Here is a 24,792-nt window from a genome sequence, read left to right as displayed (position 1 = left end):
TCTAAAGGTAAACCGGCCAATTTATTCATCACTAAAGAAATTCCATCCTATGCATTTATTCCATATTCGTTTGGAAGTGATGTGGTGGAGAGTGTAATATTAAATGGAGTGCTGATAGATCATTAAGTTATCGTCTTCGACCTGAGAAAAGGAATTAATTTCCTAGTTTTAGCAGTATGACATACGATATGATCATCACCATAGCGGTCATTACTCTAACCATTTTTCTTTTTGTTAAAGAGTACTTTTCAATAGACCTGGTAGCATTAAGTGCTATTGTTATTTTAGTGTCTACAGGTGTAATTACAGTTGAGGATGGCTTAAATGGGTTTTCTAACGAAGCTACTTTAACAGTAATGGCTATGTTTATTCTCAGCCATGCATTGGTTAAAACAAAGGTGATAGAATATCTGGCACCATTTGTTGTTAAGCTATTAAATAAGGGTTATGCAACCTCGGTAGTTAGTTTTGCTTCTTTTATCGGTGGAACCTCGGCATTTGTGAACAACACACCCATTGTTGCCACATTTATACCCATTATCAATAGTGCGTCAAGAAAGATAGGTGAGTCACCATCACGATTTTTAATGGTGTTGTCGTTTGTATCAATATTTGGTGGTTGTTGCACCTTAATTGGTACCAGCACTAATCTGCTTGTGAGTGGTATGGCTGTGCAAGAAGGCTATGAAGGCTTTACAATGTTTCAAATGGCGCCTCTTGGCGTTATCTTGCTTGTAGCTGGTACGGTCTATTTAATCGTTGTAGGTAATAAACTAATTCCCGACAGAATTTCTAAAAATCATCTAAATGAACAAGAAGGGGCAAAGCAGTATTTGGCAGAAGTGAAAATGACAGCGAAATCTGAAGATGAAAAGAAATCTGTAGAAAGCCTGTTTAGCTCTGATGGTATTAGTGTTAGAGCACTTAAACCAAAAGGTAAATCAAAAACCGAGGCCAAGTCAGATCATCAGATAATGAATGATGATGTTTTTCTTATTGAAGGTGATTTCAAAAAGATCCACCAACTCGTTAAAAACGATTTTTTAAAATTAGCGGATACTGAGGGTCAGAGTGAGTTTCCTGAAGAGCAAACCCGACTAATGGAAATTGTATTATTGCCTAATTCTGAACTGATTGGTAAAAAGCTATCAAAAGTCAATTTTCTTGATCACTACAATTCTTCTATTATCGCCATTCGTCACCGTGGTAAAAAGAAATTTGATGATTTGAAAGATATTAGGCTTAAGTCGGGGGATGTGCTCGTACTGCTCACCAACGAAAAGGGGTATGAGTTAATTCAGGCCGATCAGGAATTTCAGAACGCTCCATTCATATCCCTACGAGAGAAATTCGTTGATAAAATAAACAGAGGAAAACTATTAATGGTGTCAGCAGTTATTGTTTCGGTAATTGCCCTTGCCTCCTTTGGTATTATGCCAATAGTGGTTGCTTCACTTGCCGGGGTGGTTGTTCTTAATTTATTAGGAATAATTACCATGACGGATGCGTACCGGTCTATCGATTGGAAAGTGATTTTCATGTTGGCGGGATCACTGTGTTTAGGTAAGGCAATGATTAGCAGTGGACTGGCTAACGCATTGGGTGATGGATTGCTCATGCTGGTAAGCACGTATGGTGGACCGATTTTAATGGTTTCTATGTTTTATCTGCTCACATCTTTGCTCACAGAAACCATGAGCAATCATGCATCCGTGGCGTTGATGGTGCCCATTGCAATTTCGGTGGCAAGTTCAATGGAACTTAACCCTACACCGCTAATGCTCACCATTGCTTTTGCAGGAAGTGCCAGTTTTATGACGCCTATTGGCTATCAGACAAACACAATGATCTACAGTGCAGGTAACTATCGGTTTTCTGATTTTATTAAAGTGGGAGGTGGTTTAAATCTTCTCTTTTGGATACTCTCTAGCTTTCTGATCCCCTTGATTTATCCTTTTTAAGCTCTTTTAACAGCTTTTCTTCATCGAGAAGGTCGTAAAATTTGTTAAGCTTCTTTTGTAACAACTGATATCTTACGATTCCGAACACAAAGAAAAAGCCACTAATTATAAACAGTACCGTACCCAACCAACTCAAAGATTCAAAATTCTTCAATTTTAATATAGCGATGCCGGCTAATGATAAATAGATACCCGCGCGGATGTAGGCAAAGAAGGTTCGTTCATTTGCCAATGTGGTACGTTCCAACGCAAGAAAATCTCTTAGAATTATTTTCTCTTTAATTTGGTAGTTGCTTGTAAACCTTTTGAATTTCCTCATAACTACGACTTTTTATCAAGTTACGGCCTTTCAATAACGCAGTCAAATGTAACGTTGGCCTTTAACGAATTTCCTACGGAACAATAATTCTCTAAGCCTAATTTGGTCACCTTTTCAAGTTCTTCCAAATTAGCATCGGGCGATACCAATATAAATTTCAAGTGAATATCAGTAAAACCTTTTGGGGTTTCATTTCTTCGTTTTCCATCGGCCTCTATTCTAAGATCCACTAATTTTTTTCTTCTTTTTTGTATCATCAATGCTACTTCCACAGCCACACAACCTGCCAAGGCACTTAATACTAATTGCATGGGCGACATGTCGGTTTTACCGGAATCCTTCATATCTATTTTAACTGTTTGGCCTTCTTCGGTGGTAGAAGTATATTCGTAATCGCTTGTGTAGGTAGTTGTAATTTTCATTTAATAATCTTGTTTTGAATCCAATATCTGAAAAACTCAAAGCTAAAATACGTGATGTAGATAACTTCCCTAAACCTGGAATTACATTTAAGGATATAACTCCCATTTTAGGTGATTCCAAACTTTGCCGGGATATTACTGAGGAGCTCACAAATAGATACAAATATGACGACCTTGATGCAATAGTAGGGGTGGAGTCAAGGGGATTTTTGTTTGGTATGTTATTAGCCTATGAGTTAAATATTCCTTTTGTGCCTGTGAGGAAATCAGGTAAACTGCCTTTTCGAACCCTTAAACATTCGTATGATTTGGAATACGGTAGTGCTTCAATGGAAATACATGTAGATGCTTTAGAAAAAGATTGGAAAGTACTGATACATGATGATTTGCTAGCAACAGGAGGTACCGCGGCAGCGGCCGCTGCTCTTGTGGAACAATTGGGTGCTGAGGTTCAAGGCTTTTCTTTTTTAATTGATCTCACTTTTTTAAATGGGAAAGCTGTTCTTGCACCATTTACTACTAATATAAATTCTCTTGTGGCCTATTAGTCACCAAAATGTTTGGCGAGTAAATTCTCTAAAGTGTTGGTGGTTAGAGGTTTAGATACATAATCATTTACATGCGTGTAGCTGTAAGCCTTTTTTATGTCCTCTTGATATACACTGGAAGAGAGCATACACAATACAACTCTTTTTTCGAGATGTGGCCATATTTTTTCGCCATAAGCTTCTAAAAAGCCCCATCCATCCATTACGGGCATGTTAATATCTAATAGTATGAGATCGGGAAATTCATCAATGTTGGATATTGTATTCGATAGATAGGCTAACCCATCTTCACCTTTTAAAAAGGTTTTAACATGATCGCTTCTAACGCCTGATTTCTCAATAATTTTTCGATAGATGAAACTCGAGATATCGTCATCATCTATCAACACCACCTTTAACGATTTTTTATCGATTACCTCCAGAGTCAAGCTGATTTATATTTAATAAATATTCCTGAAAAAATTAAAGTAATTAAAATATTCGGAAAGAGCAATATAAAACAATCGCAACATTAATTAGGTAAAGTATGTTTATAATTATATGGGTGAAAAAAGGACAATACCAATATTTCCATTGAATATATTACCCCTGCCAACTGAATTAATACCACTACATATTTTTGAGCCAAGATACCGACAGTTGCTAACAGATATGGAGGCTTCTGATATTGAATTTGGTATTTTGTATGCAGCTCCGATAAATGCAGACAGGGTAGGGGCACTGGTAAAACTGGAAAGTATTTTGAAAAGATATTCTACCGGTGAATCGGATATTGTTGTGAAATGTACTGGCACTTTTATTCTTGATAAATATCATAAGCATTACAAGGATAAACTTTATGCAGGTGGCAATAGTATCATTATCGACCCACCTGCCAGCAATTATGCAAGTGATGAATTAAAGAATGAGTACAGAGAATATCAGGAAATAGCGGGGAGTAGTTATGATTCGGCAGTTACCATTCATGACATAGCTAATACTCTTAACCTTGACAATACGGATAGGCTTAAATATTTGCGACTTATTGCTAAGGAGAAAAAAGAAAGATTCTTGAAAGATCGGCTCAGGTTCAACCTGTATATTTTAGAACAAGAACTAAAGTATAAAAACAGCTTTACGTTGAACTAATTAAAACAACTATGATCTAAGGAGCACTAACAAGCATGAAAGTGCACTCAACCTTACTAAGGTTTTAAACCTTAGTAAGGTTGATTATACAAATAGTTGTTCAGAAAAAATGATCTACAATAATGTAAGCTATTTTAGAGCCTAGAATTAGTTACATATTCCTTCGATACTGTCCACCAACATGAAACAAGGTTTCAGTAATTTGGCCAAGGGAGCAGTATTTACAAGCTTCCATCAATTCTTCAAATATATTTTGGTTTTGAATAGCCGTATGCTGAATGTCTTTCAGATGCTTTTCTGATTTGTCAGCGTTACCTTTCTGTAAGTTGTTCAACATTGTAATTTGGTATTCCTTCTCTTCTTTGGTTGCCCTGATTACCTCTTTAGGAGTTATGGTAGGTGAGCCTTTTGAGCTCAAGAAGGTATTAACCCCAATAATTGGAAATTCTCCGGTGTGTTTCAGTGTTTCATAGTGCAGACTCTCATCTTGTATTTTACCTCTTTGATACATGGTTTCCATTGCGCCTAATACACCACCTCTTTCAGTAATTCTATCAAATTCTGTGAGTACCGCCTCTTCAACTAAATCCGTTAACTCTTCAATAATGAAAGAGCCTTGTAGCGGGTTCTCGTTTTTAGCAAGGCCTAGTTCTTTGTTAATGATTAGCTGAATAGCCATAGCACGTCTCACAGATTCTTCTGTTGGCGTTGTAATAGCCTCATCATAAGCATTAGTGTGCAATGAGTTACAGTTATCGTAAATGGCGTAAAGTGCCTGTAATGTGGTTCTAATATCGTTGAAATCAATTTCCTGAGCATGTAACGACCTTCCTGATGTCTGAATGTGGTATTTCAACATTTGCGAACGAGCATCAGCGCCATATTTATCACGCATTGCTTTTGCCCAAATTCTTCTAGCCACTCTTCCTATTACAGCATATTCAGGGTCAATACCATTAGAAAAGAAGAACGAAAGGTTAGGAGCAAACTTGTTGATGTCCATCCCTCTGCTCAAGTAGTATTCTACATAAGTAAAGCCATTGGCCAATGTAAATGCCAATTGGGTAATTGGATTAGCGCCAGCTTCAGCAATGTGATACCCCGAGATAGAAACTGAGTAGAAGTTTCTGACATTATTTTGAATAAAGTATTCCTGTACATCACCCATTAAGCGCAAAGCAAATTCTGTGGAGAAAATGCAAGTGTTCTGAGCTTGGTCTTCTTTCAGAATATCAGCTTGCACTGTTCCTCTTACCTGAGAAAGTGTCCTTTTCTTAATGTCTTCATACACGTCCTTCGGCAGAACCTGATCTCCAGTTACTCCCAAAAGCATCAGTCCAAGACCATCATTTCCTTCAGGTAGTTTGCCCTGATAAGCTGGCCTTTCAACTCCCTTTTCTTTATAGATCGCAGCTATTTTCTTCTCAACCTCTTTTTCCAGACCTTTTTCTTTGATGTACAACTCGCACTGTTGATCAATAGCAGCGTTCATGAAAAATCCGAGCAGCATTGGTGCTGGGCCATTGATGGTCATGGACACAGAAGTCATAGGATCTGCAAGGTTGAATCCGCTATATAGCTTTTTAGCGTCATCTAAACAGCAAATAGAAACACCTGAGTTGCCAATTTTACCATAAATATCTGGTCGGTGATCAGGATCATTACCATAAAGCGTTACGGAATCAAAAGCCGTTGAAAGTCTATTTGCATCTGTATCAAGGCTTAAATAATGGAATCTTCTATTGGTTCTTTCAGGACCACCTTCACCAGCAAACATTCTTGTGGGATCTTCACCTTCACGTTTGAATGGGTAAATACCCGCAGTATAAGGAAATTCTCCCGGCACATTTTCCTGTAAACTCCACTGTAGTACATCACCCCAAGCTTCGAACTTTGGTAAAGCGACTTTGGGTATTTGAGAATGTGATAGAGATTCAGTGTGTGTTTTAATATTGATTTCCTTATCTCGCACTTTAAATGTGTAAACAGGATCGGTATATGTTTTCTTTTTAGATGCCCAGCCTTCTAACAGTTTTTGATTTCTTGGATCAAAGTCCAATTTGATTTTCTCATACGTTTCTTCAAGGCCTTTAATCAGTCTGTCTTTATCCTCAATAGTAGATTCTTTGAGTGTATCAATAGACTTTCTAATACCGAATAACTTTTGAGCCACTTCACTCTGGCTCTTTGCCCATGAATCGTAAGCTCTGTTGCTTTCAGCTATTTCTGACAGATAACGTGTTCTGTTTGGTGGTATCACAAACACCTTCTCAGACATTTCATCTGTAATTTCAAAAGTGGAATTCAAGTCTGCATTGGTCACTTCTACTACTTTGCGCATAATTTCCACATACAATCTGTTCATTCCCGGATCGTTGAATTGGGAAGCGATTGTGCCAAACACCGGAATATCTTCCTCTTTTACATCCCAAAGATTATGGTTGCGCTTGTATTGTTTTTTAACATCTCGAAGAGCATCTAGTGCACCTCTTTTGTCAAACTTGTTGATGGCAATAACATCAGCGAAGTCAAGCATATCAATTTTCTCGAGCTGGGTTGCAGCGCCATATTCTGGAGTCATCACATATAAGCTCACATCAGAATGGTCGGTAATTTCTGTGTCGGACTGCCCAATACCTGAAGTTTCTAAAATGATTAAGTCATAGTGAGCTGCTTTTAGAATTTGCAAAGCCTCATTTACGTGCTTTGATAACGCAAGGTTAGACTGCCTTGTAGCCAAAGATCGCATATAAACGCGGTCATTTTTTATGGCATTCATTCGAATTCTATCACCCAATAAAGCACCACCTGTTTTACGCTTTGATGGATCTACAGAAACAATAGCAATATTTTTATCAGGGAAGTCAAGCAAAAACCTACGAACCAATTCATCTACCAAAGATGATTTTCCGGCACCACCGGTTCCCGTAATACCGAGTATAGGTGTCTCGATAGCATCAGCTATTTTATGAACTTCTTCAAAATCTTTTTTAGCTTCCTCAGGGAAGTTTTCAGCGGCAGAAATTAATCTGGCAATGGATCTAACGTCTTTCTTCGAAAGGTGAGACACTTCACCATTCAAGTTTTTACCAGTCGGGAAATCGCACTGTTCAATCATGTCGTTGATCATACCTTGCAAGCCCATTGAGCGGCCATCATCCGGAGAGTAAATTCTTGTTATTCCATAGGCATGTAATTCTTCAATTTCTTCCGGAAGGATTACACCACCTCCGCCACCAAATATTTTAATATGATCAGCACCTTTTTCTTTCAATAGATCTTTCATGTATTTAAAGTACTCTGTATGGCCTCCCTGGTAAGAAGTCATGGCAATGGCCTGTGCATCTTCCTGAATGGCAGTATTAACCACCTCTTCAACGCTTCTGTCATGCCCCAGGTGAATAACCTCACAACCGGTAGCCTGAATGATTCTACGCATGATGTTAATAGCGGCATCATGTCCATCAAACAGACTGGCTGCTGTTACAATTCGTACTTTATTTTGAGGTTTATAAGGTGCTTTATCCTGCATTTGAATCTCTTTTTATGAATCAAAATTTAGGATGCAAAGGTACTTATAATCACAGTATTTTACTAACAATCATTAGTTAGTGGAAGCGCTATCGGATGTTAGCAGTGAAGCTAATTTTGATATGGATGCCTGATTTTTCCTTGTATTAATATTTTGTATCAAACTTTGTTTTTCCCGACTTGTTAATCGCCAACTTAAGGATGCTCGTTTAACGTTGTCAAGCTTTAAACTATCTTTTTTCGACAGGTTCTCGGCAATATACTCACGTGGTACATATTGAATATCAACCCGATCTATCGTACCATCAAACCATGATCTGGCAAATTCAATTTTATTGTCGTTGGTGATATCCTGCAAGCTTTCAAAATTCTGATAGATGCTACTTATTGGTAGGGTTGATTTATCAACTAACGATAAGTTAGTTCTACGCTCTATGGGTCCATCTTTCTCTGAATCTCTAATAGAAAGAATGATCACACCGGAAGTATTTTCCGCTATCCAATCTTTGAAGGCAAATAAAAACTGAACTGCATCTGAGATACCGAAATTATCAGTTACACCAGCATCCATAATGTCGAGTGGCGGGTCACTTGGCAAAGAGATATTGGGGGTAATATAAGGAAAGGCAGCACTCATCCTCAAGCCACTTAGAAAGCGTAAGTTTTCACCACCTTGATCTTCAAAAAATCTTAGGAATTCAACTCCGTTTATTTTGTCACGCATGTAGCTGGAGTCGAGTGAATTCATCATATACGACATTTTCTGTGGCGAGATATATAGTTTTCTTCCATCGTTTATAATAGTAGGAGCCAAAACCATCATAGGAATGGTGCTATTAAACTCAGGTTGATAATAAGCTTTAAGGGGCTTATCTAAAAAGTAATTGGTGTTTTTGCTTAGCTGATTTTCAAATGAATAGCCTCTATCTTGCGGGTATTCAATTCCATTGTATTCAAAGCTTTGGAAACTTGAAAAAAGATCGTTCATCAAAAGGCTAAAGATGATGGCATTCAGGTTATCGCTTCCCATTCTTTCAATATAATCCTGGGAGTAAGGGTTACTAAGTTCGTTTTGCTTATAGCGGAGATAAATTTCCCTGAAGTAGCTCGCACCAATTAAACCACCGGATGCCCCTGTAATGAGCATAGTATGATCCATCAATTTGCCGTTGGTAACGCTATCCATTGTTTGAAGGCTATTCAGAGCCCAAATAGCAGCACGTTGCCCACCCCCGCTCACACATGCAAGTACCATTTTTGGTTTGGCATTATTTGGAAATTTACTTTTCCAATTTTCTAATATGAGCGTGGTTTCCTTCTTATCGCGTTCTCTGGTTGATGGGTTATTGGAATCGATAATTGATTTGATATTGTAGGGAGCCTTTTCTACTGTGTAGTTAACTCCGAAGGCTCTATATGTTTTATGAAAAAGGTCCTGTTTTACAAGTATGTTGAGTAAGATTAAAAGTCCAATACCAGCTGTGGCTGACCAATTGCCAAACCAATAGCTAAATGCCCCTGAAAACATCACAAATACAGTAAAGAACAGTACGGCACTGGCAGCTGCGGGAAGTTGAAATACTTCATAATCCTTGAAAATGCCCATTGCCAGAATAACAATAAAAATAAGCACCTGAATAATAACCAGGTTGAAATGATTCTGATCGAACACCTGCAACACAGTGGCCTTATCATAAAAGCCCTTATAATCATCAACCCTTTCTGATGCAAAGTTTATATTTAAGAAGCTTTCTACCCTTAATTGCTTCTTTTTGGCTATATCAAGCTTTTTCATAGCATTTGCTCTGGTAGCTTTGATGTTTTGCTTTAGTTTTTCGTCTAGCTTACACACCACGTACTTGAAAATATCTTTGTTGGTAAACCAGAAATATCCAAAAAGTAAAATGGTCATAGATATATAGCCCATTAGTAAGCCTCCGATGAGCAGGGTAAGCTTGTCAAAATCTTGATACTCATTATTTACCTGATATTGAATGATAAAACTCACATAGCAAACCAGAAAACCGAACGGTATTATACTGTTATTCAGGCTAAAAACAGTGAAAGGTTTAGGCAATGTGCCGATAAAAGAGAATCGATGCCCATCAATGATATAGGTGGCAATATGAAAAGCGATACTAAAACCTGCAATCGTGACGCCCACTAAAAAAAATGAAAGAAAGCTTACCTTATTAAGATAGACAGGGTCGAGAAATAAATAAGGAATACCAAGATATTGACCTAAGTTACCAGATACCATCGCGAACAGTACCAACCAGCAAATTAGAAGAATATGATTTCTTCTCAAATGGTTAATGAATAACTGAATAGGAAAGGAGTAGTAAAAACCTTGTAATAAACTCAGCAGCTTATTTCTCATGAAGGTAATTTACCACTTTTTTTACTTCCTGCATACAGTTCATATTCTAAAAGACGTGCATCCAGTTTGGCATTGAAAAGCTCAATGCGCCTATTTGTTTTCAGACCTATTTTCTTTGCTAAATCTAAGTTGCCGGTAAACACGTAGCCCGTATAGCCCTGACCTTTACTTTTAAAAAAATCACCAATCTCCGAATACGTTTGTTCCAGCTCTTTCAATTCGCCTAGCCTTAGTCCATATTCGGGATTCATGAAGATTACTCCTTCTTCATCTGGTAAGTCCAGTTTTCGAAAGTCTGAAAGCTCAAATTTTATTAGGTGATCTACTCCAGCTATTTCTGCATTGGCTCTGGCTGCTTTAAGTGCCAGCGAGCTTAAATCACTGGCATATATTTTTAGAGGCCTTTCTTTAACCTGACTTTGAGCCTCTTTCACCATCTTCTTCCACTCAAACTCATTATATAAGTTGATGTGCATGAATCCGAAATTGGATCTCATAAGGCCGGGAGCTTTATTAATTGCCAGCAAGGCTGCTTCAATTGCCAGTGTTCCACTACCGCACATTGGGTTAATAAAAGGAGATTTTCTATCCCAATTTGATTCTAAGATGCATGCTGCAGCAAGAGATTCTAACATTGGGGCTTTAAAAGGTGTTTTTCTGTATCCATGTTTGGCGATAGTTTCGCCAGAAGTATCAATGTATACGCTGGCTTGATTATCTTTCCAATGGAGGTAGATCATCGTTTGTGATTGATCGGGCCCGGAATCTGGCCTACGGCCTTTTAATTTTTGAATTCTGTCAACTATGGCATCTTTTGCCTTTAGGTTGGCAAATCGGGTATCTTTTATAAAATCATTTTTTACAAAGCCGTTGATACACACATACCCATTAGATCGAATGTACCTTTCCCAAGGTATTTCTGACATTTGGCTATACAGATCATCCGGTTTTTTTGCTTCAAATGATTTAAGATGATATAATACTTTATTGGCTGTGCGCAAATGGAGGTTCAAATACATGCAATCATTAAAGCTGCCAAACAAAGTAATGCTCAGCCTGTCTTTTTCAACAATTGTATACTTGAGGCTAGTGAGTTCTTTGGCCAGTATTGGAACAATTCTGGGTGCACATGTTATTACTATTTTGTTTTCTATAGCCATAAAAGAAGGTGACTAGTTTGAATTTTATATAGGCAAACTTATGGTAAGATCGTTTAATGATCAGTAAAATGAAGGTAAGAATATGTCATTCTAATTAGATAATTGCAGAACAACATGATTAGAACATTCATCGGCTAAGATTATTTATTGCTGAGTATACCTTTCGATTTTTCTTAACATGTAAGGGTATTTCACGTAATTTTCTGCTTCAGAAAGGGCTTCTTCACTTAAATCAATATTCCCTAGTTTCTTTTCAATAACACTTAGGTAATAAAAGGCGAGACTTAAATGATGATCTTGATCTAGCGGTAATTGATTAAGGGCATTAATACTTTGTTTGATTTCTTTTTTTGCATTAGTGAGATCACCTAACCCTGTTTTAATAGCAGCTTGATATAGATGCTTTCTAGGTAGCAGGTAAGGGTTATCACCTACTTCATGACGGTTTAGTGACACCTGAGCTTTATCCAGTTGGTTTAATTCCAATAGAATTTCTATGTGCAAATCCCTAAATATTGAATTATTTGGATAGAGACTTATGAGTTCGTCAATGTATTCTAATGCAGTATCTGGATTGTCTTCCATTTTAAAATTTAAGTGAGCTAAATACTGAATAGCTTCAACCTTAGTAAAAACAGCAGACTTACCTGCATTCTTTAAATATACTAAACCTGCTTGCTTGTCGCCTTTTGAAAAAGGCCAGAGTAGTGATTGGTAAAAGAATCCTTTTTCCCTGTAAAATTCAATATAGTAATTATATAACCCCGTTGTAGTTAAAAATTCAGGGTATTTATCACACCATTCGAAACCCTTTTTAATATACGAAAAAGCGCTTTTCCCCTCGAAAGACGCCTTTACCATATGTCCGTTGTTGGCATATAATTCGGCCTGCATAATATGAGCAGCCATGTAGTAATACGAATGTTCTGGATCATTCTTATTTATAGAAAGTTTGATTTTGGCTTCATTTTTAGCAGAATCGAGAATAGAAGAGTAATATTCATAACTTTTTTCTATACCCTGAACTATCGGGTAATTCTTCCATCTTATGTAATATGCTTTCAATAAATGGCGAGCGGTATTATTGGGATATGTCGCATAAAACTCACTGATGGACTCATCGGCTTTATCGAAGTCCATTTGATAGATTAAATCTAAATTGTAAAGTAAATCCGATTCAAATTTTGATTGCCCAAATGTCTGATTACTTACGAAAACGAGAATGATATATATGTATTTCAATAATTTATAATCTAAACAAATTGTGATTGATAATTGGAATTAACCTACTAATTCTTTTATTTAGGTTAGAATTAAAACTTAAATTTAATCAATTATGAAAAAAGTACTTTTACTTACTATGTTGATGGCCTTTATCGCATCAGCAAATTCATTTGCATCAGCAAATAAATACAAAGTTGATGAAGCTGCAATTGATCAGGTGTTCGAAAGCTCAATCAATGTTGTTTCTACAGAGTCTGACGTCAACATGATGGACTTAACTTCAGTTAGCGCTGCAAATGACGACAAAAATGTTTGGGTAGCCCTATTATTAGACTGGATACTTGGCGGTCTTGCAATTCACAGAGTTTATTTAGGTGGAAGACCTGTACTAATTGTTGGTTACTTACTAACATGTGGTGGTATTTTCGGTCTCTTGCCTTTAGGTGACTTTATCGCATTATTGATTAACATGAATGATATCAGCAAGTATGTTGATAACGATGCATTTATTATGTGGTAATTGATTATCTGAACGATATAGAAAAACCTCGCTTATTGAGCGAGGTTTTTTTATTTACTCATCTCAAACTCCAATAAGGTGTCTTTTATTGGATCATTATATTTTCTTGTTAACTCTTCATTCTTCTTTTTAGCCAAATAGCTCGCGTGTCTCACACCACCCGAATAGAAAGAATAAAACAACCCGATGCCAGTTAAAGCACCTGTAAAAAAGTAGCCCTCGTACAAGCTGTATGCTCCAAATGTAATTAAAGAAGCCTGTATTGTAGAAGATACCAGACCCTTGAAGAAGTAACCTGCATACATCTGACCCACTCCAGGTAAAACATATGAAAGTGTCTCAGCCTTTTTAGGGTCTTTTAATTTAGTGTCTTCGAGAAAATGATAGGCTTTGGTTATTTCTAATTCAAATTCAGGGTTTTGCTGTTTGTATTCAGCTAATTTTTGACTTGCCTCATCCCACCTGCGCATTTCATTCAGTACTAAAACGTGCATAAACAAAACATCACTATAGCCATTATCTTTAAAAAAGTGTTCGGTCTGTTTAAGCTGAGAAAGTGCATTGGGGTAGTCGCCAGCCAGGTATGCATTAATTATTATTTGCTTGCGTATTTCAAGATTTGTCTGGTTCTGTTCGATAAACAGATTAGCCCTATTCAGTGTATTTAAAGCTGAAGAATAGTCGCCTTCTTCTTTATGTAGAGTAGCTTTTTTTAGCAAAGCCTGATTGGTAATTTCAGTGCTTAAATTTTTAAAAACAATACGCTCATATTCTAATTGGGCTAACTTATTGTTACCCAATGCCGCGATGCTATCTGCATGTCTAAACTGAGCGTTAATCGATGATATTACGCAAAGGAATATGCAGGTCAATAAGTATTTTATTGTTAACTGCTTGGTTAAAGTCATTATTAGAAATTTTAACTGTAAACACACTACCCCATATATTGCCAACATAAGCCAATGAAAATAATGAGCCAAAAATGATAAATCTGGGGCTGTCAATACCATCTTTATCATATCCCTCCCAAGTTTGTAAGCCTAGAATGGCAGTTGTTAATAGGGTGGCAATTCCCATACCTGTTTTTCCTGCATACATTCTACCAGACCCTGGGATAATGGCTGACATAAAACCGGCCACAAATGGCGATTTTTCTTTCCGTTCACTAATATCTTTACCAATTTGAAGAAGGGACTTTTCCTGTGTTGATGTTTGATAATAATTTCCTCGAAAAGATTCAGAAACACTATTGAACCTATTCAAATCTCTTTGGAGTAGATACATGCCACCCAATTCTAGTTTTTTGAGATTTATTAAAAGACTGTCATTTATGTTAAGCATATTTAAATCCGTGAGTCCACTTTCATATTTTCCCTGATATGCTTTGCACAAGGCATTATAAAATTTGCCGTATGTGTATATAGGCAGTATTCTACTGTTACTTAATGAATTAAAATGGTCAACGGCCAGGTCGAGATTTTGATTCAGGTAATGAATTTTTCCTGTTAAGTAATTGATACTATCCCTTTCGCTTTGTGTATCTGGTTTAATATTTTTTAGTAATTCTTCAGCATCATTATAGTTTCTGGTATTAATTAAATAATTCAAAAATTCTAATTCTTTGTGTAGTTGCTGACTTAAGCTTGAATGAGCTATTGAAACTAAAAATGCGCAAAGAAATAATAATCGCATTAATGCTTATTTGAATAATCTTCAATAAATTCGATGATCTTACCTTGCTCATTCATTGAGGTTGGGAGTGCCTGCGAATGAGTAAGTCTGTTACATCTTCCAATACGATCAACGGATAAAAATACTCCCTTTATTGGACCGTATTCATCAAACAATTTTTTTCCAAATCTTGAACAACTTGTTGCATAAATGCATGTACTGGATAGCTGCGATGAAATATACTCCTGATAGAAGGCTAACCCACCTTTATAAGTCCAGTATAATGGATTTATGGCATTGAAGACGCTTACTTTCTTTTTTGCATGTTTCTCATAGGAATGATCGGGTAACTCGCTTTGAGGTACATGTGTTGTTAGCTTTAATAAATCTGTTTTTGATTGTGCATGTACAATCTGCGATGAGAGAAATATGCAAAATATGACACTAGTTAATGTTCTTAGCATCATTGGGTATTTTAAAATTTAATGACTCCAGATTTTCCGGCCTGTCTAATTTAATGTTACTGTATGTAGTTCTGGTTATGGTAGAATCTGTGGGTGTGGTATAGTTAATTTGAGTAATGGATGACGGAAAATTTAACCTTGGAGCCAAATCTACATAATTATAATAGAATGACTTGGTTGATACATTATTCTCATTATCAAAATAGGCAATATAAATAGGGTCGCCATTTTCATGAACCAACTCCACCTTACTAACTTGAGTAGCCATTTGAGTAGGGGGTAGCCATTCAGTAATCATCAAACCTTCTTCAAACTTAACATTAGATTGAGTGAAGCCCATTTGATTCAAGCCCAAATCTGACTTTTTGTTGTTAAGAAAGAAGTAGAATTGTGAAGTTTCTGTACTGTAGAAATAATTTTGTTGCTGGAGAACGGTATTTTTCTGTGGGTCGTAAATCTTAATTTCTCCTTTAGCATTATTAAAAACAATGTATTCTTTTGGTGACTTATAGAATGACACCATGCTACCATCATTACCATACACTATTTTAGCAAGCACATTGCTCACATAACCGCCTTTAGCAGTTTCCGTTTCCATTTCAAGGGAAACGTTTTTAAAGTTATTGTACTGACAAAAAGAAGCTGCTGTTGAGAATATCAACAGCAGCCCGCTAATTATATATTTCATTCGTTTAGAGGTTATCTGAACTTGCTTTAGCGCTTAAATATTCTCTATTCATTCGAGCTATATTTTCTAAGCTAATTCCTTTAGGGCACTCTGCTGAGCAAGCTCCAGTATTGGTGCATGCACCAAACCCTTCAGCGTCCATTTGAGCTACCATTTTCTCCGCTCTTGTCTTTCTTTCCACCTGGCCTTGTGGTAACATGGCCAACTGAGATATTTTGGCGCTGGTAAACAACATGGCAGATGCATTTTTGCAAGCCGCAACACATGCCCCACAACCAATACAAGTAGCTGCGTCAAACGCTTCATCAGCTATTTTCTTCGGAATGGGAATTTCATTGGCATCAGGTACCCCTCCAGTATTTACAGAAACATAACCACCAGCCTGCATAACTCTGTCAAATGATGATCTGTCAACTACTAAGTCTTTAACAACAGGGAAAGCTTTGGCTCTCCATGGTTCAACAGTAATTGTATCTCCATCTTTAAAACTTCTCATGTGAAGTTGGCAAGTAGTTGTTTGTTTTGGCCCGTGTGGATGTCCGTTAATATACATGCTGCACATTCCGCAGATACCTTCACGGCAATCATGATCGAAATGAACTGGGTCTTTGCCCTCACGTACAAGATTTTCATTTAGCACATCGAACATTTCCAGGAAAGACATGTCGGGTGATACATCATCCAAATCGTAAGTTTGGAATCCACCTTTATCTTGAGTGTTTTTCTGTCTCCAGACTTTTAATTTTATCTTCATGTGTTTTAGGTTAACAGTTAATTGTTAACGGTTTTGGCCTTTCTTAAATAGTTGATATATCCATTGAGTATAGCCAAACACCTATTTATTTTTAACTTTATTTCTAACAAAGTTTCATTAGAAATATAATTTTCTTCTTCTGCAATAATAAAATGATCAATTAGCTCGAATAGAGAACCTCTACTTACTCTGCAGAATTGAATGTTTTCTTGATAATGAAATCGTCCATAACCTTCTGCAATATTGTTTGTAGTTGATCTTACTGCTCTAATTATCTGATCATATAATCTAAATTTCTCTTCTTTTGGAAATTTAGAAATTATGGGTTTTGTAAAAGACCTCAATTCTTTACAATGTTTCCAACATTCCAAATCTTCAAAAGATTTAATTTCGTTTAACGGTTCACTTAACACTTATTTATAGCTTCGTTGTGTCAATTTAACATTTTCGAAGACGAGATCTTCTTTATTTAATTTTTCAGGTTGTTCAGGGCCTGTATATTCCCAGGCTGCAACATAGCTAAACTCATCATCTTTACGTTTCGCTTCACCTTCTTCTGTTTGAGATTCCTCTCTGAAGTGACCTCCACACGATTCTGTTCTGTTTTGTGCGTCATCGATCATTAACTCACCTAATTCAAGGAAATCCGCTACTCTGTTGGCTTTCTCTAACGACATGTTCAACTCTTCATTAGCTCCAACAACTTTCACATTGCTCCAGAACTCCTCTTTAAGTTTCTTTATATCTTCTTTGGCTTTCTTCAGGCCGACTTCGCTACGAGACATTCCACAATACTCCCACATGATGTGGCCTAAATCTTTATGGAATTCATCTACAGTTTTATTACCATTTATTGAAAGTAACTTATTAATTCTATCAGAAACTTCTTTCTCAGCAGTTTTAAATGCCTCATGATCTGTTGAAACCTTGTCATAAGGAACTCCTGACAAATAATCGCCAATAGTGTAAGGAATCACAAAGTAACCATCTGCCAAACCTTGCATTAAGGCACTGGCGCCAAGTCTGTTTGCACCATGGTCGGAGAAGTTAGCCTCACCGATGGCGTATAAGCCTGGCACTGTAGTCATTAAATTATAATCTACCCAAAGACCACCCATTGTATAATGAACCGCAGGGTAAATCTTCATAGGTGTTTTATATGGATTCTCGCCAGTAATTTGCTGATACATATCAAACAAGTTACCGTATTTAGCACTGATCACATCTTCACCATCACGTTTGATAGCATCAGCGAAATCAAGATAAACGGCCAAGCCAGTTGAATTCACACCTCGACCATCATCACACGCTTCTTTCGCATTTCTTGAGGCAACATCTCTAGGAACAAGGTTACCAAATGAAGGGTATTTTCTTTCTAAATAGTAATCTCTTTTATCTTCTGGCAAATCAGTTGGTTTTAATTGACCTTTTCTGATTTTCTCAGCATCCTCTTTTGTTTTTGGTACCCACACTCGACCATCATTTCGTAATGATTCAGACATCAAGGTCAATTTCGATTGATGATCGCCAGAAACAGGGATACACGTTGGGTGAATTTGAGTATAGCAAGGGTTAGCGAAAAATGCACCTTTTTTATGCGCTCTCCATGCAGCGGTTACGTTCGAACCCATAGCATTGGTTGATAGGTAAAATACATTACCATAGCCACCTGTAGCCAGAACCACTGCATGAGCACTGTGAGATTCTATTTTACCTGTAATCAAGTTTCTCGTTACAATGCCTCTTGCTTTTCCATCCACCATTACCAAGTCGAGCATTTCTTCGCGAGTATGCATTTTAACCTTTCCATTAGCCACTTGACGGCTTAAAGCACTATAAGCACCTAACAATAATTGCTGTCCGGTTTGGCCACGAGCATAAAATGTTCTGGACACCTGAGCTCCACCAAATGAACGGTTAGCTAATAAACCACCATACTCTCTGGCAAATGGAACACCTTGAGCAACGCATTGGTCAATAATGTTTACACTTACTTCTGCAAGCCGGTGTACGTTACCTTCTCTCGATCTGTAATCGCCACCCTTAATTGTATCGTAGAATAATCTAAAAACACTATCGCCATCATTTTGATAGTTTTTAGCCGCATTGATTCCACCCTGAGCCGCAATACTGTGTGCTCTTCTAGGGCTATCCTGGAAACAAAATGCTTTTACGTTATAACCTAATTCTCCAAATGAGGCCGCTGCTGATGCTCCTGCCAAACCAGTACCTACAACAATAATATCATACTTTCTCTTATTGGCTGGATTAACCAGTTTTACATTGAATTTGTGCTTCGACCATTTTTCGGCCAGCGGTCCTTCAGGTATTTTAGAATCTAACTTCATTTATATAAGTTTTTAGATTGTATTTATTTTAAGAACATAATGATTGGAATGGCGGCAAATAATGCCGGAATTATGATTGCTAAGCCATAACCTACACCTTTAATTAACCCATTATATTTAGGATGGTTCAAGCCAAGGGTTTGAAATGCACTTTTAAACCCATGGTATAGGTGAAACATAAGGCCCACCATAGCTACTGTATATAGAACAACATACCATAATTCAGAAAAGGATGCATTTACAACGGAGTATAGATCTTTGTAAACCTCACCATCGTATGTTTTTGTGCCTATTCCACCCCAATGCATTTCGTACCAGAAACTTCTTAAGTGGATCACAAGGAAAATAAAAATAATAGTACCTAAAACACCCATGTTTCTTGAACTCCATGTGCTGGCATTATCTTCACTTGCATAACCAACTGGTCTAGCAGCCTTATTTTGCACAGTTAAAATAATAGCCCAAACTATGTGGACTATGAAGGTTGCGTACAATAAGTAGGAGGTTGTTTTAATGACAGGGTTAGTTGTCATGAATTTGGCGTAAATGTTAAACGCCTTACCACCATCATCCAGTAAAAGCTGAAAATTTCCGGAAAGATGGACAATTAAAAATGTAACAAGGAAAAGGCCCGTAAGTGCCATAATTACTTTTCTTCCTAGTGTACTTGACATTGCGTTTGAGAACCAACTCATATGATTTATTTCTATTAAATGTATAACAATGAGACGTGGTCAAAGTTACATTTGAAAGCAATATCAAACAATCTGAATTATTATTTCGAAAGATTCTAAATAGGAATCTCTCTTTAGCACAGAAAGGTGCGTGGTATTACTACAAAAGTTCGAATAGTAAGGTAAGAAGGCCAATTAAAAAGATAACTAGCACAAAGAATAAATCACTCTTTATGATTTTATTCATTTCGGTCTTTATGGTGTTCATAATCTTCATTACTTTGCATGATACATTGCTATATGTATGCCAATAATCATAAATCGTTGAAAATCAGTTATTTAAGATAAATTCATTTTAAATTTAGTCTCAAAATGGGAAATATATTTAAAATGGGAATCATTTTCATATTAGAATAAACCAATGAGTTCAGAATCAATTCTTTATATAATCATCGGAATAGTCACTTTTGACTTTATATTTAATCAGCTATTAGACCTGGTTAATTTAAAAGCGAGAAAAAGAGAGCTTACAACTGAAGCCAGAGAGTTTTATGACAAGGAAACATATGCTAAATCACAGGATTATCAAAGAGCCAGAAGTAGCTTCTCGTTTCTTAGTTCGTCTGTTAGCTTTATGGCTTCGGTAGCTATTTTATGGTTTGGAGGATTCGGCTATCTGGATGCCATCTTAAGACCACTGATTGAGTCTGAGCTTTTGTTATCATTGGCCTATTTTGGAGTGCTATATGTACTTGCTGATATTTTCACATTGCCGTTTTCCTTATACTCTACTTTCGTTATAGAGGAAAGGTTTGGTTTTAACAAGACTACTGTAAAAACGTTTATTCTGGATAAAATTAAGGGATACCTACTATCTGCCATTATCGGAGGTTTGTTACTTTCGGCACTTATTTTCTTAATACAGAGTTTGGGAAGTAATTTCTGGATTTACTTTTGGATAATTGCTGCGGTTTTTATCTTGTTTGTTAACTTATTTTACACCTCATTAATTCTACCATTATTTAATAAACTAACACCCCTGGAAGATGGTGAATTGAAAAATAGCATTATTCGCTATGCTAATTCTGTCAATTTTCCTTTGGATAATATTTATGTGATAGATGGGTCTAAAAGATCGAGTAAAGCCAATGCCTTCTTCTCTGGCCTTGGCAGAACCAAGAAAATTGTGCTTTATGATACACTCATTAATAATCATAGTATTGATGAATTGGTAGCTGTTTTGGCACATGAAGTGGGGCACTTCAAAAAGAAACACATCATTTCCGGACTGTTTATTTCAATCGGCCAGATAGGGCTGATGTTATTTATTATGTCTTTACTAATTTTTAATGCAGAAACATCAATAGCATTAGGAGGCAGCCAGTGGGCCATTCATTTAAACCTATTGGCTTTTGGAATTTTATATTCACCAATTTCTACAGTATTAGGAATACTTGGCAATATGTTAAGCAGGAAAAATGAATTTGAGGCAGATGATTACGCTAAAACCACTTTTGATTCTTTGTCGCTGCAAAATGCTTTGAAGAAATTATCGGTAGATAACTTGAGTAATTTATATCCACATCCTGCCTATGTATTTGTTCATTATTCGCATCCACCATTACTCATCCGCCTCGCCAACTTGCGAAAGTGATTTCTTTGCAGAATAACCAATTGAGCCAAGCACCAATAGCAGTAGAAGGATACACGAAATGAGGATGAGTGTATCACCAACAGCATAGGCTTTTGGTTTGAATTCAAATACAATCTCATGCTTACCAGCCGGAATTTCTAATGCTCTCAAAATAAAATTTGCTCGTTTTATTTCCGTTTCTTTTCCATCAATTGTTGCTGTCCACCCATGAGGGTAGTAGATTTCTGAGAAAACCGCAAAACCATCATCAGCTAGTTCGGCAGTATATTCTAATTTATTAGGTGCATAACTATATAGTTTTATTACTCCTGCATTACTATAGGTGGATTTATTTACATCAAATTTGGATACATCTACAACAGCGACACTATCAGTGGAAGCCATGCAAGTTGCTTCCAATTCTTCATCTGGTGAATTAACTGGTTTAACAACATCAACTAACCAGGCGTTACCTAGTGCATTTTCATTTATAATAAAATCACCTTTATCCGGACCAAATGTGAGGTACTTGGCATTCAGCATATTGATCGCTCCATAATTAGAAAAATCCATATTTCCATTTTGCACTCCACTTATAAGCTTTGAACGTTGACCTTCAATGCAGTTAGTGTAAAAATCCTGATACCTTCTCATTTTAGCGCCATGGTATCCACCAATAGAATGATGATGGTAAGAAGTTCTTGCTTCACTCATGGCATCAGACTGTAAATTATAAACACGGTATTGAGATTTATCTTTCAGTATTTGTTTATCCGCTTCAGTAGGTGCGATGAACGATCTATCGGAAGAGCGTCTATAATTCTCTTCACCAAAGTGCCTCTTGTCAATTAAAGTAGTGTCCAGAAGAACTAATACTCCAAGGGTTATAGCCAGAACCCCAAAGTTTATCTTCTTAAGATATGCAAGGTAAATAGCCACACCTCCTAAGAGAATAAATAGCATTGATCTTAACGCATCGGCTCTCATAAGTGCTTCTCTATCTGCTTTTAAAGCACTAGTAAACCAAACAGGTAGTTGTTCTTCACCGCCTTTTGTGAATGAAGCTATTCCGGCAAGTATGGCTATTAGCAAGCAAAGCCCACCAGATATGCCTAATGCCATATATAACTTTTTCTTTACCTCTTTATTTTGATCAGATTTCAACAGGTTCTCCAGGCCAACAAAACCCAAAAGTGGAAATGCAATAAAAGGCATTATCATGGTAAAGGTTACAGACCGGAATTTATTATAGCCGGGAAAGTAATCGAACATGAAGTAGTTGAAGGAGGCAAAACTATCTCCCAAACTCAAAATGATTCCAAAAAGAGATACTATGCTTAGCCAGATCACATACTTTTTCTCAGCGAAGAATAAACCCAGCACGAAAAGGAAGCAGAAAATCGCTCCCACATAATAAGGTGCTGGTGGCTTTTCACCCCAATAACTCGAACTGTATCTGGCTAATTGGTTCGCCATTTGCTGGTCCCCAGCTCTTTGAAGAGCTTTTAAAGTTTCGCTGTCTTCTTCCTGAACAAAGAACTGTCCGTATCCGCCTCCCAAAAAGTTAGGCACTAGCAATGTCATTGGTCCCCAGGGGTCGTTGCTATATTGAAAAGCATAGTCTTTACTTAAACCGGATTTTTCTCCTGAAGATTGTACTTGTGTTAATTCGGATTTTCCTCTGATCGAATATTTACTGTATTCATGAGTTGTCCATAATTTGCCTATGAATGTACCAAGTGCAATGGTTGCTGCTAAAATCAGTACCGCCAGCCTTTTAGCAAAGTCAGCCAGAGTTTTTTCTTTAATAGCTTGAATTAACTCTATAGCACCATAAATCAATACAATCAATAATAAGTAATAGGTAATTTGTAAGTGATTTTCTCTTAGGTGTAATGCCAAACCAAGGGCAGTTACCCCGCAACCGAGAAAAAGTCGATTTCTAAAAGCCAAATGGATACCTGCCAAAACCATTGGCATTAAAGCAACAGCGCCAATCCTTGAATTATGTCCGGCTCCTAAACCTATTATCATATAAGTGGAGAGTCCAAATCCCAGCGCTCCCACTATTGCTAAGTAAGGCCTTACTTTGAAAGAAAGTAGTAAAATGTAAAAACTGACAAACGCTAGAAATATATTTTTAATCGGGTGCGGTAAAAAAATAGATAGCACTTGCTTGAATTTGCCAACAATGCTATCACTCCAGTCTACATCAATTAAATAGGCTGGCATTCCTCCAAACATAGAATTAGTCCATAGCCCTTCTTCTCCAGTTTGTTCTCTAAATTCAATCAGTTCCTGCGCGCCACCCTTCCATTGGTTTATATCGTGTTGTTCGAGCGCTTTATTATCAAAAAATATAGGATTGAAGAATATGACTGTAACAATCAGGAATGTTAGCACTGCAATTAAATGAGGCAGTATATGTTTAGTGAAATTGATCGACTTCATAAATATTACTTAAGGCTGTGCAAATTATGAAAGTTTGTTAGGGAATAAAAAATTGAAAATATCTAATGAAAATAAATTTTAAATTAACTGTTTCTTTTTTTCACTTTCTCCATTTATGAAAATAGAAGACTACAATAAGATTTGAGTGAACTGTTATCATATTCTAAAAAGTTGATCATCGAGCAATCGGAAGAGTTGGCCATTGAAGAGGCTAAAAAAGATCCCAGAAAGTTTGAACCTCTCTATAATAGATACTTCAAAAAGGTCTTCCATCTAATTCTTAACAGAGTTGGAGATAAAGAGATGGCTGCTGAGTTAACATCCAATGTGTTTTTTAAAGCACTGTCTAATATTCAAAAATTCAAGTTTAAAGGATACTCAATATATACATGGCTGTTTAGAATAGCACTAAATGAGTGTAACGAGCACTTTAGAAAAACTGGAGAATCACGGCTGGTTGTAATGGATCATAGCCATTACGAAATATTATCTGAGGAAATAGCCATTTATGGGGAGGAGCATAAAGACTTATTGAAGAACGCTTTGGTAAAACTCAAAAAAGAAGATTTGGAAATCATTGAGCTACGGTTTTTTGAATCACTTCAATTTAATGAGATAGGCGAGGTGTTGAACATTTCTGAAGGCAATAGCAAAGTACGATTATATAGAGCACTAGACAGGTTGAGAAAATTGATGAAAGTGGCATGAGAGTTAAAATAGTTGATAATAAAATTAAGGTATCTGATTCAGAAATTGAGTCTTTCAAAGATTTTGATTCTGTGTTAGATAGAACGCGTGCAAGCAGTATTCAGAATACTATTTTAAGTAAAATGAATAGAAGGCTCATTGCATTGTTCGCTGCTGTGGCTACTGCTGTAATTATAGGCTATTTCATGTCGAATGATAATACTTTACC

23 protein-coding genes are annotated in these 24,792 nt (G+C 36.8%); 7 read left to right on the top strand and 16 right to left on the bottom strand.

The features are described 5' to 3' along the window. The first annotated feature begins 176 nt into the window (after nucleotides 1-176). Complete coding sequence (locus RLO81_RS14585; protein WP_350113104.1) at nucleotides 177-1,961, top strand: SLC13 family permease; 1,785 nt, start codon at nucleotides 177-179, stop codon at nucleotides 1,959-1,961. Here the strand turns inward: RLO81_RS14585 and RLO81_RS14580 are convergent. Together RLO81_RS14580 and RLO81_RS14575 are read right to left on the bottom strand one after the other, a co-directional pair. Further along, entirely contained in the window at nucleotides 1,927-2,280 is a 354-nt protein-coding gene (locus RLO81_RS14580) for a DUF202 domain-containing protein (RefSeq protein ID WP_350113100.1), read from the bottom strand. The two genes, RLO81_RS14585 and RLO81_RS14580, sit on opposite strands and share 35 nt — an antisense overlap. Nucleotides 2,281-2,300: 20 nt before the next feature. Continuing rightward, nucleotides 2,301-2,702: an OsmC family protein gene (locus RLO81_RS14575; RefSeq protein WP_350113097.1), complete on the bottom strand. Its 402-nt coding sequence runs from the start codon at nucleotides 2,700-2,702 to the stop codon at nucleotides 2,301-2,303. A gap of 14 nt (nucleotides 2,703-2,716) precedes the next feature. On the opposite strand from RLO81_RS14575, the gene RLO81_RS14570 reads away from it, so the two are divergent. Continuing rightward, nucleotides 2,717-3,250 (top strand): adenine phosphoribosyltransferase, encoded by a 534-nt coding sequence (locus RLO81_RS14570; RefSeq protein WP_350113094.1) that lies wholly within the window; start codon nucleotides 2,717-2,719, stop codon nucleotides 3,248-3,250. On the opposite strand, the gene RLO81_RS14565 is transcribed toward RLO81_RS14570, so the two are convergent. Then, nucleotides 3,247-3,678: a response regulator gene (locus RLO81_RS14565; protein ID WP_350113091.1), complete on the bottom strand. Its 432-nt coding sequence runs from the start codon at nucleotides 3,676-3,678 to the stop codon at nucleotides 3,247-3,249. The two genes, RLO81_RS14570 and RLO81_RS14565, sit on opposite strands and share 4 nt — an antisense overlap. A gap of 112 nt (nucleotides 3,679-3,790) precedes the next feature. Here RLO81_RS14565 and RLO81_RS14560 point away from each other — a divergent pair, with 112 nt between their 5' ends. After that, entirely contained in the window at nucleotides 3,791-4,378 is a 588-nt protein-coding gene (locus tag RLO81_RS14560; protein WP_350113088.1) for an LON peptidase substrate-binding domain-containing protein, read from the top strand. Between the two features lie 151 nt (nucleotides 4,379-4,529). On the opposite strand, the gene RLO81_RS14555 is transcribed toward RLO81_RS14560, so the two are convergent. From RLO81_RS14555 to RLO81_RS14540, 4 genes are all read right to left on the bottom strand, one after another. Then, on the bottom strand, nucleotides 4,530-7,910 hold the full coding sequence (locus RLO81_RS14555; RefSeq protein ID WP_350113085.1) for a methylmalonyl-CoA mutase family protein: 3,381 nt from the start codon (nucleotides 7,908-7,910) through the stop codon (nucleotides 4,530-4,532). 72 nt (nucleotides 7,911-7,982) lie between these two features. Continuing rightward, nucleotides 7,983-10,289: a patatin-like phospholipase family protein gene (locus RLO81_RS14550; protein ID WP_350113082.1), complete on the bottom strand. Its 2,307-nt coding sequence runs from the start codon at nucleotides 10,287-10,289 to the stop codon at nucleotides 7,983-7,985. Continuing rightward, complete coding sequence (locus tag RLO81_RS14545) at nucleotides 10,286-11,449, bottom strand: THUMP domain-containing class I SAM-dependent RNA methyltransferase (protein ID WP_350113079.1); 1,164 nt, start codon at nucleotides 11,447-11,449, stop codon at nucleotides 10,286-10,288. The genes RLO81_RS14550 and RLO81_RS14545 overlap by 4 nt, the downstream gene beginning before the upstream one ends. 144 nt (nucleotides 11,450-11,593) lie before the next feature. Further along, nucleotides 11,594-12,691, bottom strand: coding sequence for a tetratricopeptide repeat protein (locus RLO81_RS14540; protein ID WP_350113076.1), 1,098 nt, complete (start codon nucleotides 12,689-12,691; stop codon nucleotides 11,594-11,596). Nucleotides 12,692-12,785: 94 nt separating this feature from the next. Between RLO81_RS14540 and RLO81_RS14535 the strand changes: the two genes are divergently transcribed. Continuing rightward, nucleotides 12,786-13,193, top strand: a complete 408-nt coding sequence (locus tag RLO81_RS14535; RefSeq protein ID WP_350113073.1) for an NINE protein — start codon at nucleotides 12,786-12,788, stop codon at nucleotides 13,191-13,193. Nucleotides 13,194-13,243: 50 nt separating this feature from the next. Here the strand turns inward: RLO81_RS14535 and RLO81_RS14530 are convergent, their stop codons facing one another. Genes RLO81_RS14530 through RLO81_RS14495 form a run of 8 tightly spaced genes read right to left on the bottom strand, consistent with a single transcriptional unit; the run spans nucleotide 13,244 to nucleotide 19,813 of the window. Further along, nucleotides 13,244-13,993, bottom strand: coding sequence for a tetratricopeptide repeat protein (locus RLO81_RS14530; RefSeq protein ID WP_350113070.1), 750 nt, complete (start codon nucleotides 13,991-13,993; stop codon nucleotides 13,244-13,246). Between the two features lie 34 nt (nucleotides 13,994-14,027). Further along, nucleotides 14,028-14,885, bottom strand: coding sequence for a hypothetical protein (locus tag RLO81_RS14525; protein WP_350113067.1), 858 nt, complete (start codon nucleotides 14,883-14,885; stop codon nucleotides 14,028-14,030). Beyond that, nucleotides 14,885-15,331, bottom strand: coding sequence for a membrane protein insertion efficiency factor YidD (gene yidD, locus RLO81_RS14520; RefSeq protein WP_350113064.1), 447 nt, complete (start codon nucleotides 15,329-15,331; stop codon nucleotides 14,885-14,887). The genes RLO81_RS14525 and yidD overlap by 1 nt, the downstream gene beginning before the upstream one ends. Next, a complete protein-coding gene (locus tag RLO81_RS14515) occupies nucleotides 15,309-16,016 on the bottom strand; it encodes a hypothetical protein (RefSeq protein ID WP_350113061.1) in 708 nt (235 codons plus the stop codon). The genes yidD and RLO81_RS14515 overlap by 23 nt, the downstream gene beginning before the upstream one ends. Before the next feature lie 4 nt (nucleotides 16,017-16,020). Continuing rightward, nucleotides 16,021-16,770, bottom strand: coding sequence for a succinate dehydrogenase/fumarate reductase iron-sulfur subunit (locus tag RLO81_RS14510; protein ID WP_350113058.1), 750 nt, complete (start codon nucleotides 16,768-16,770; stop codon nucleotides 16,021-16,023). Nucleotides 16,771-16,787: 17 nt separating this feature from the next. Next, nucleotides 16,788-17,183, bottom strand: a complete 396-nt coding sequence (locus RLO81_RS14505; protein WP_350113055.1) for a four helix bundle protein — start codon at nucleotides 17,181-17,183, stop codon at nucleotides 16,788-16,790. Continuing rightward, nucleotides 17,184-19,118 (bottom strand): fumarate reductase/succinate dehydrogenase flavoprotein subunit, encoded by a 1,935-nt coding sequence (locus RLO81_RS14500; protein WP_350113052.1) that lies wholly within the window; start codon nucleotides 19,116-19,118, stop codon nucleotides 17,184-17,186. A 23-nt stretch (nucleotides 19,119-19,141) separates the two neighbouring features. Beyond that, a complete protein-coding gene (locus RLO81_RS14495) occupies nucleotides 19,142-19,813 on the bottom strand; it encodes a succinate dehydrogenase cytochrome b subunit (protein WP_350113049.1) in 672 nt (223 codons plus the stop codon). A 400-nt stretch (nucleotides 19,814-20,213) separates the two neighbouring features. Between RLO81_RS14495 and RLO81_RS14490 the strand changes: the two genes are divergently transcribed. Beyond that, nucleotides 20,214-21,446, top strand: coding sequence for a M48 family metallopeptidase (locus tag RLO81_RS14490; protein WP_350113046.1), 1,233 nt, complete (start codon nucleotides 20,214-20,216; stop codon nucleotides 21,444-21,446). Here RLO81_RS14490 and RLO81_RS14485 read toward each other — a convergent pair. Next, the gene (locus tag RLO81_RS14485; protein ID WP_350113043.1) at nucleotides 21,414-23,876 is read right to left on the bottom strand and encodes a YfhO family protein; all 2,463 of its coding nucleotides are present in this window, start codon (nucleotides 23,874-23,876) and stop codon (nucleotides 21,414-21,416) included. The two genes, RLO81_RS14490 and RLO81_RS14485, sit on opposite strands and share 33 nt — an antisense overlap. Nucleotides 23,877-24,017: 141 nt before the next feature. On the opposite strand from RLO81_RS14485, the gene RLO81_RS14480 reads away from it, so the two are divergent. Both RLO81_RS14480 and RLO81_RS14475 read left to right on the top strand, forming a co-directional pair. Continuing rightward, the gene (locus tag RLO81_RS14480; RefSeq protein WP_350113040.1) at nucleotides 24,018-24,584 is read left to right on the top strand and encodes an RNA polymerase sigma factor; all 567 of its coding nucleotides are present in this window, start codon (nucleotides 24,018-24,020) and stop codon (nucleotides 24,582-24,584) included. Then, the coding region (locus RLO81_RS14475; protein ID WP_350113038.1) for a hypothetical protein at nucleotides 24,581-24,792 on the top strand (212 nt) is incomplete at its 3' end. The genes RLO81_RS14480 and RLO81_RS14475, both read left to right, overlap by 4 nt.

The sequence above is a fragment of the Fulvivirga sp. genome, assembly GCF_040220315.1.
GTDB lineage: Bacteria > Bacteroidota > Bacteroidia > Cytophagales > Cyclobacteriaceae > Fulvivirga.
Note: the sequence above shows the minus strand (reverse complement) of the source record. Positions and strands in the feature narration are given on the sequence as shown.

What these genes read in the sequence shown, in the direction of transcription:
- RLO81_RS14585 (WP_350113104.1), top strand. Translation starts at nt 177, where the DNA reads ATGACATACGATATGATCATCACCATAGCGGTCATTACTCTAACCATT.
- RLO81_RS14580 (WP_350113100.1), bottom strand. Translation starts at nt 2,280, where the DNA reads ATGAGGAAATTCAAAAGGTTTACAAGCAACTACCAAATTAAAGAGAAA.
- RLO81_RS14575 (WP_350113097.1), bottom strand. Translation starts at nt 2,702, where the DNA reads ATGAAAATTACAACTACCTACACAAGCGATTACGAATATACTTCTACC.
- RLO81_RS14560 (WP_350113088.1), top strand. Translation starts at nt 3,791, where the DNA reads ATGGGTGAAAAAAGGACAATACCAATATTTCCATTGAATATATTACCC.
- RLO81_RS14555 (WP_350113085.1), bottom strand. Translation starts at nt 7,910, where the DNA reads ATGCAGGATAAAGCACCTTATAAACCTCAAAATAAAGTACGAATTGTA.
- RLO81_RS14550 (WP_350113082.1), bottom strand. Translation starts at nt 10,289, where the DNA reads ATGAGAAATAAGCTGCTGAGTTTATTACAAGGTTTTTACTACTCCTTT.
- RLO81_RS14545 (WP_350113079.1), bottom strand. Translation starts at nt 11,449, where the DNA reads ATGGCTATAGAAAACAAAATAGTAATAACATGTGCACCCAGAATTGTT.
- RLO81_RS14535 (WP_350113073.1), top strand. Translation starts at nt 12,786, where the DNA reads ATGAAAAAAGTACTTTTACTTACTATGTTGATGGCCTTTATCGCATCA.
- RLO81_RS14525 (WP_350113067.1), bottom strand. Translation starts at nt 14,885, where the DNA reads ATGCGATTATTATTTCTTTGCGCATTTTTAGTTTCAATAGCTCATTCA.
- yidD (WP_350113064.1), bottom strand. Translation starts at nt 15,331, where the DNA reads ATGATGCTAAGAACATTAACTAGTGTCATATTTTGCATATTTCTCTCA.
- RLO81_RS14515 (WP_350113061.1), bottom strand. Translation starts at nt 16,016, where the DNA reads ATGAAATATATAATTAGCGGGCTGCTGTTGATATTCTCAACAGCAGCT.
- RLO81_RS14510 (WP_350113058.1), bottom strand. Translation starts at nt 16,770, where the DNA reads ATGAAGATAAAATTAAAAGTCTGGAGACAGAAAAACACTCAAGATAAA.
- RLO81_RS14500 (WP_350113052.1), bottom strand. Translation starts at nt 19,118, where the DNA reads ATGAAGTTAGATTCTAAAATACCTGAAGGACCGCTGGCCGAAAAATGG.
- RLO81_RS14495 (WP_350113049.1), bottom strand. Translation starts at nt 19,813, where the DNA reads ATGAGTTGGTTCTCAAACGCAATGTCAAGTACACTAGGAAGAAAAGTA.
- RLO81_RS14490 (WP_350113046.1), top strand. Translation starts at nt 20,214, where the DNA reads ATGAGTTCAGAATCAATTCTTTATATAATCATCGGAATAGTCACTTTT.
- RLO81_RS14485 (WP_350113043.1), bottom strand. Translation starts at nt 23,876, where the DNA reads ATGAAGTCGATCAATTTCACTAAACATATACTGCCTCATTTAATTGCA.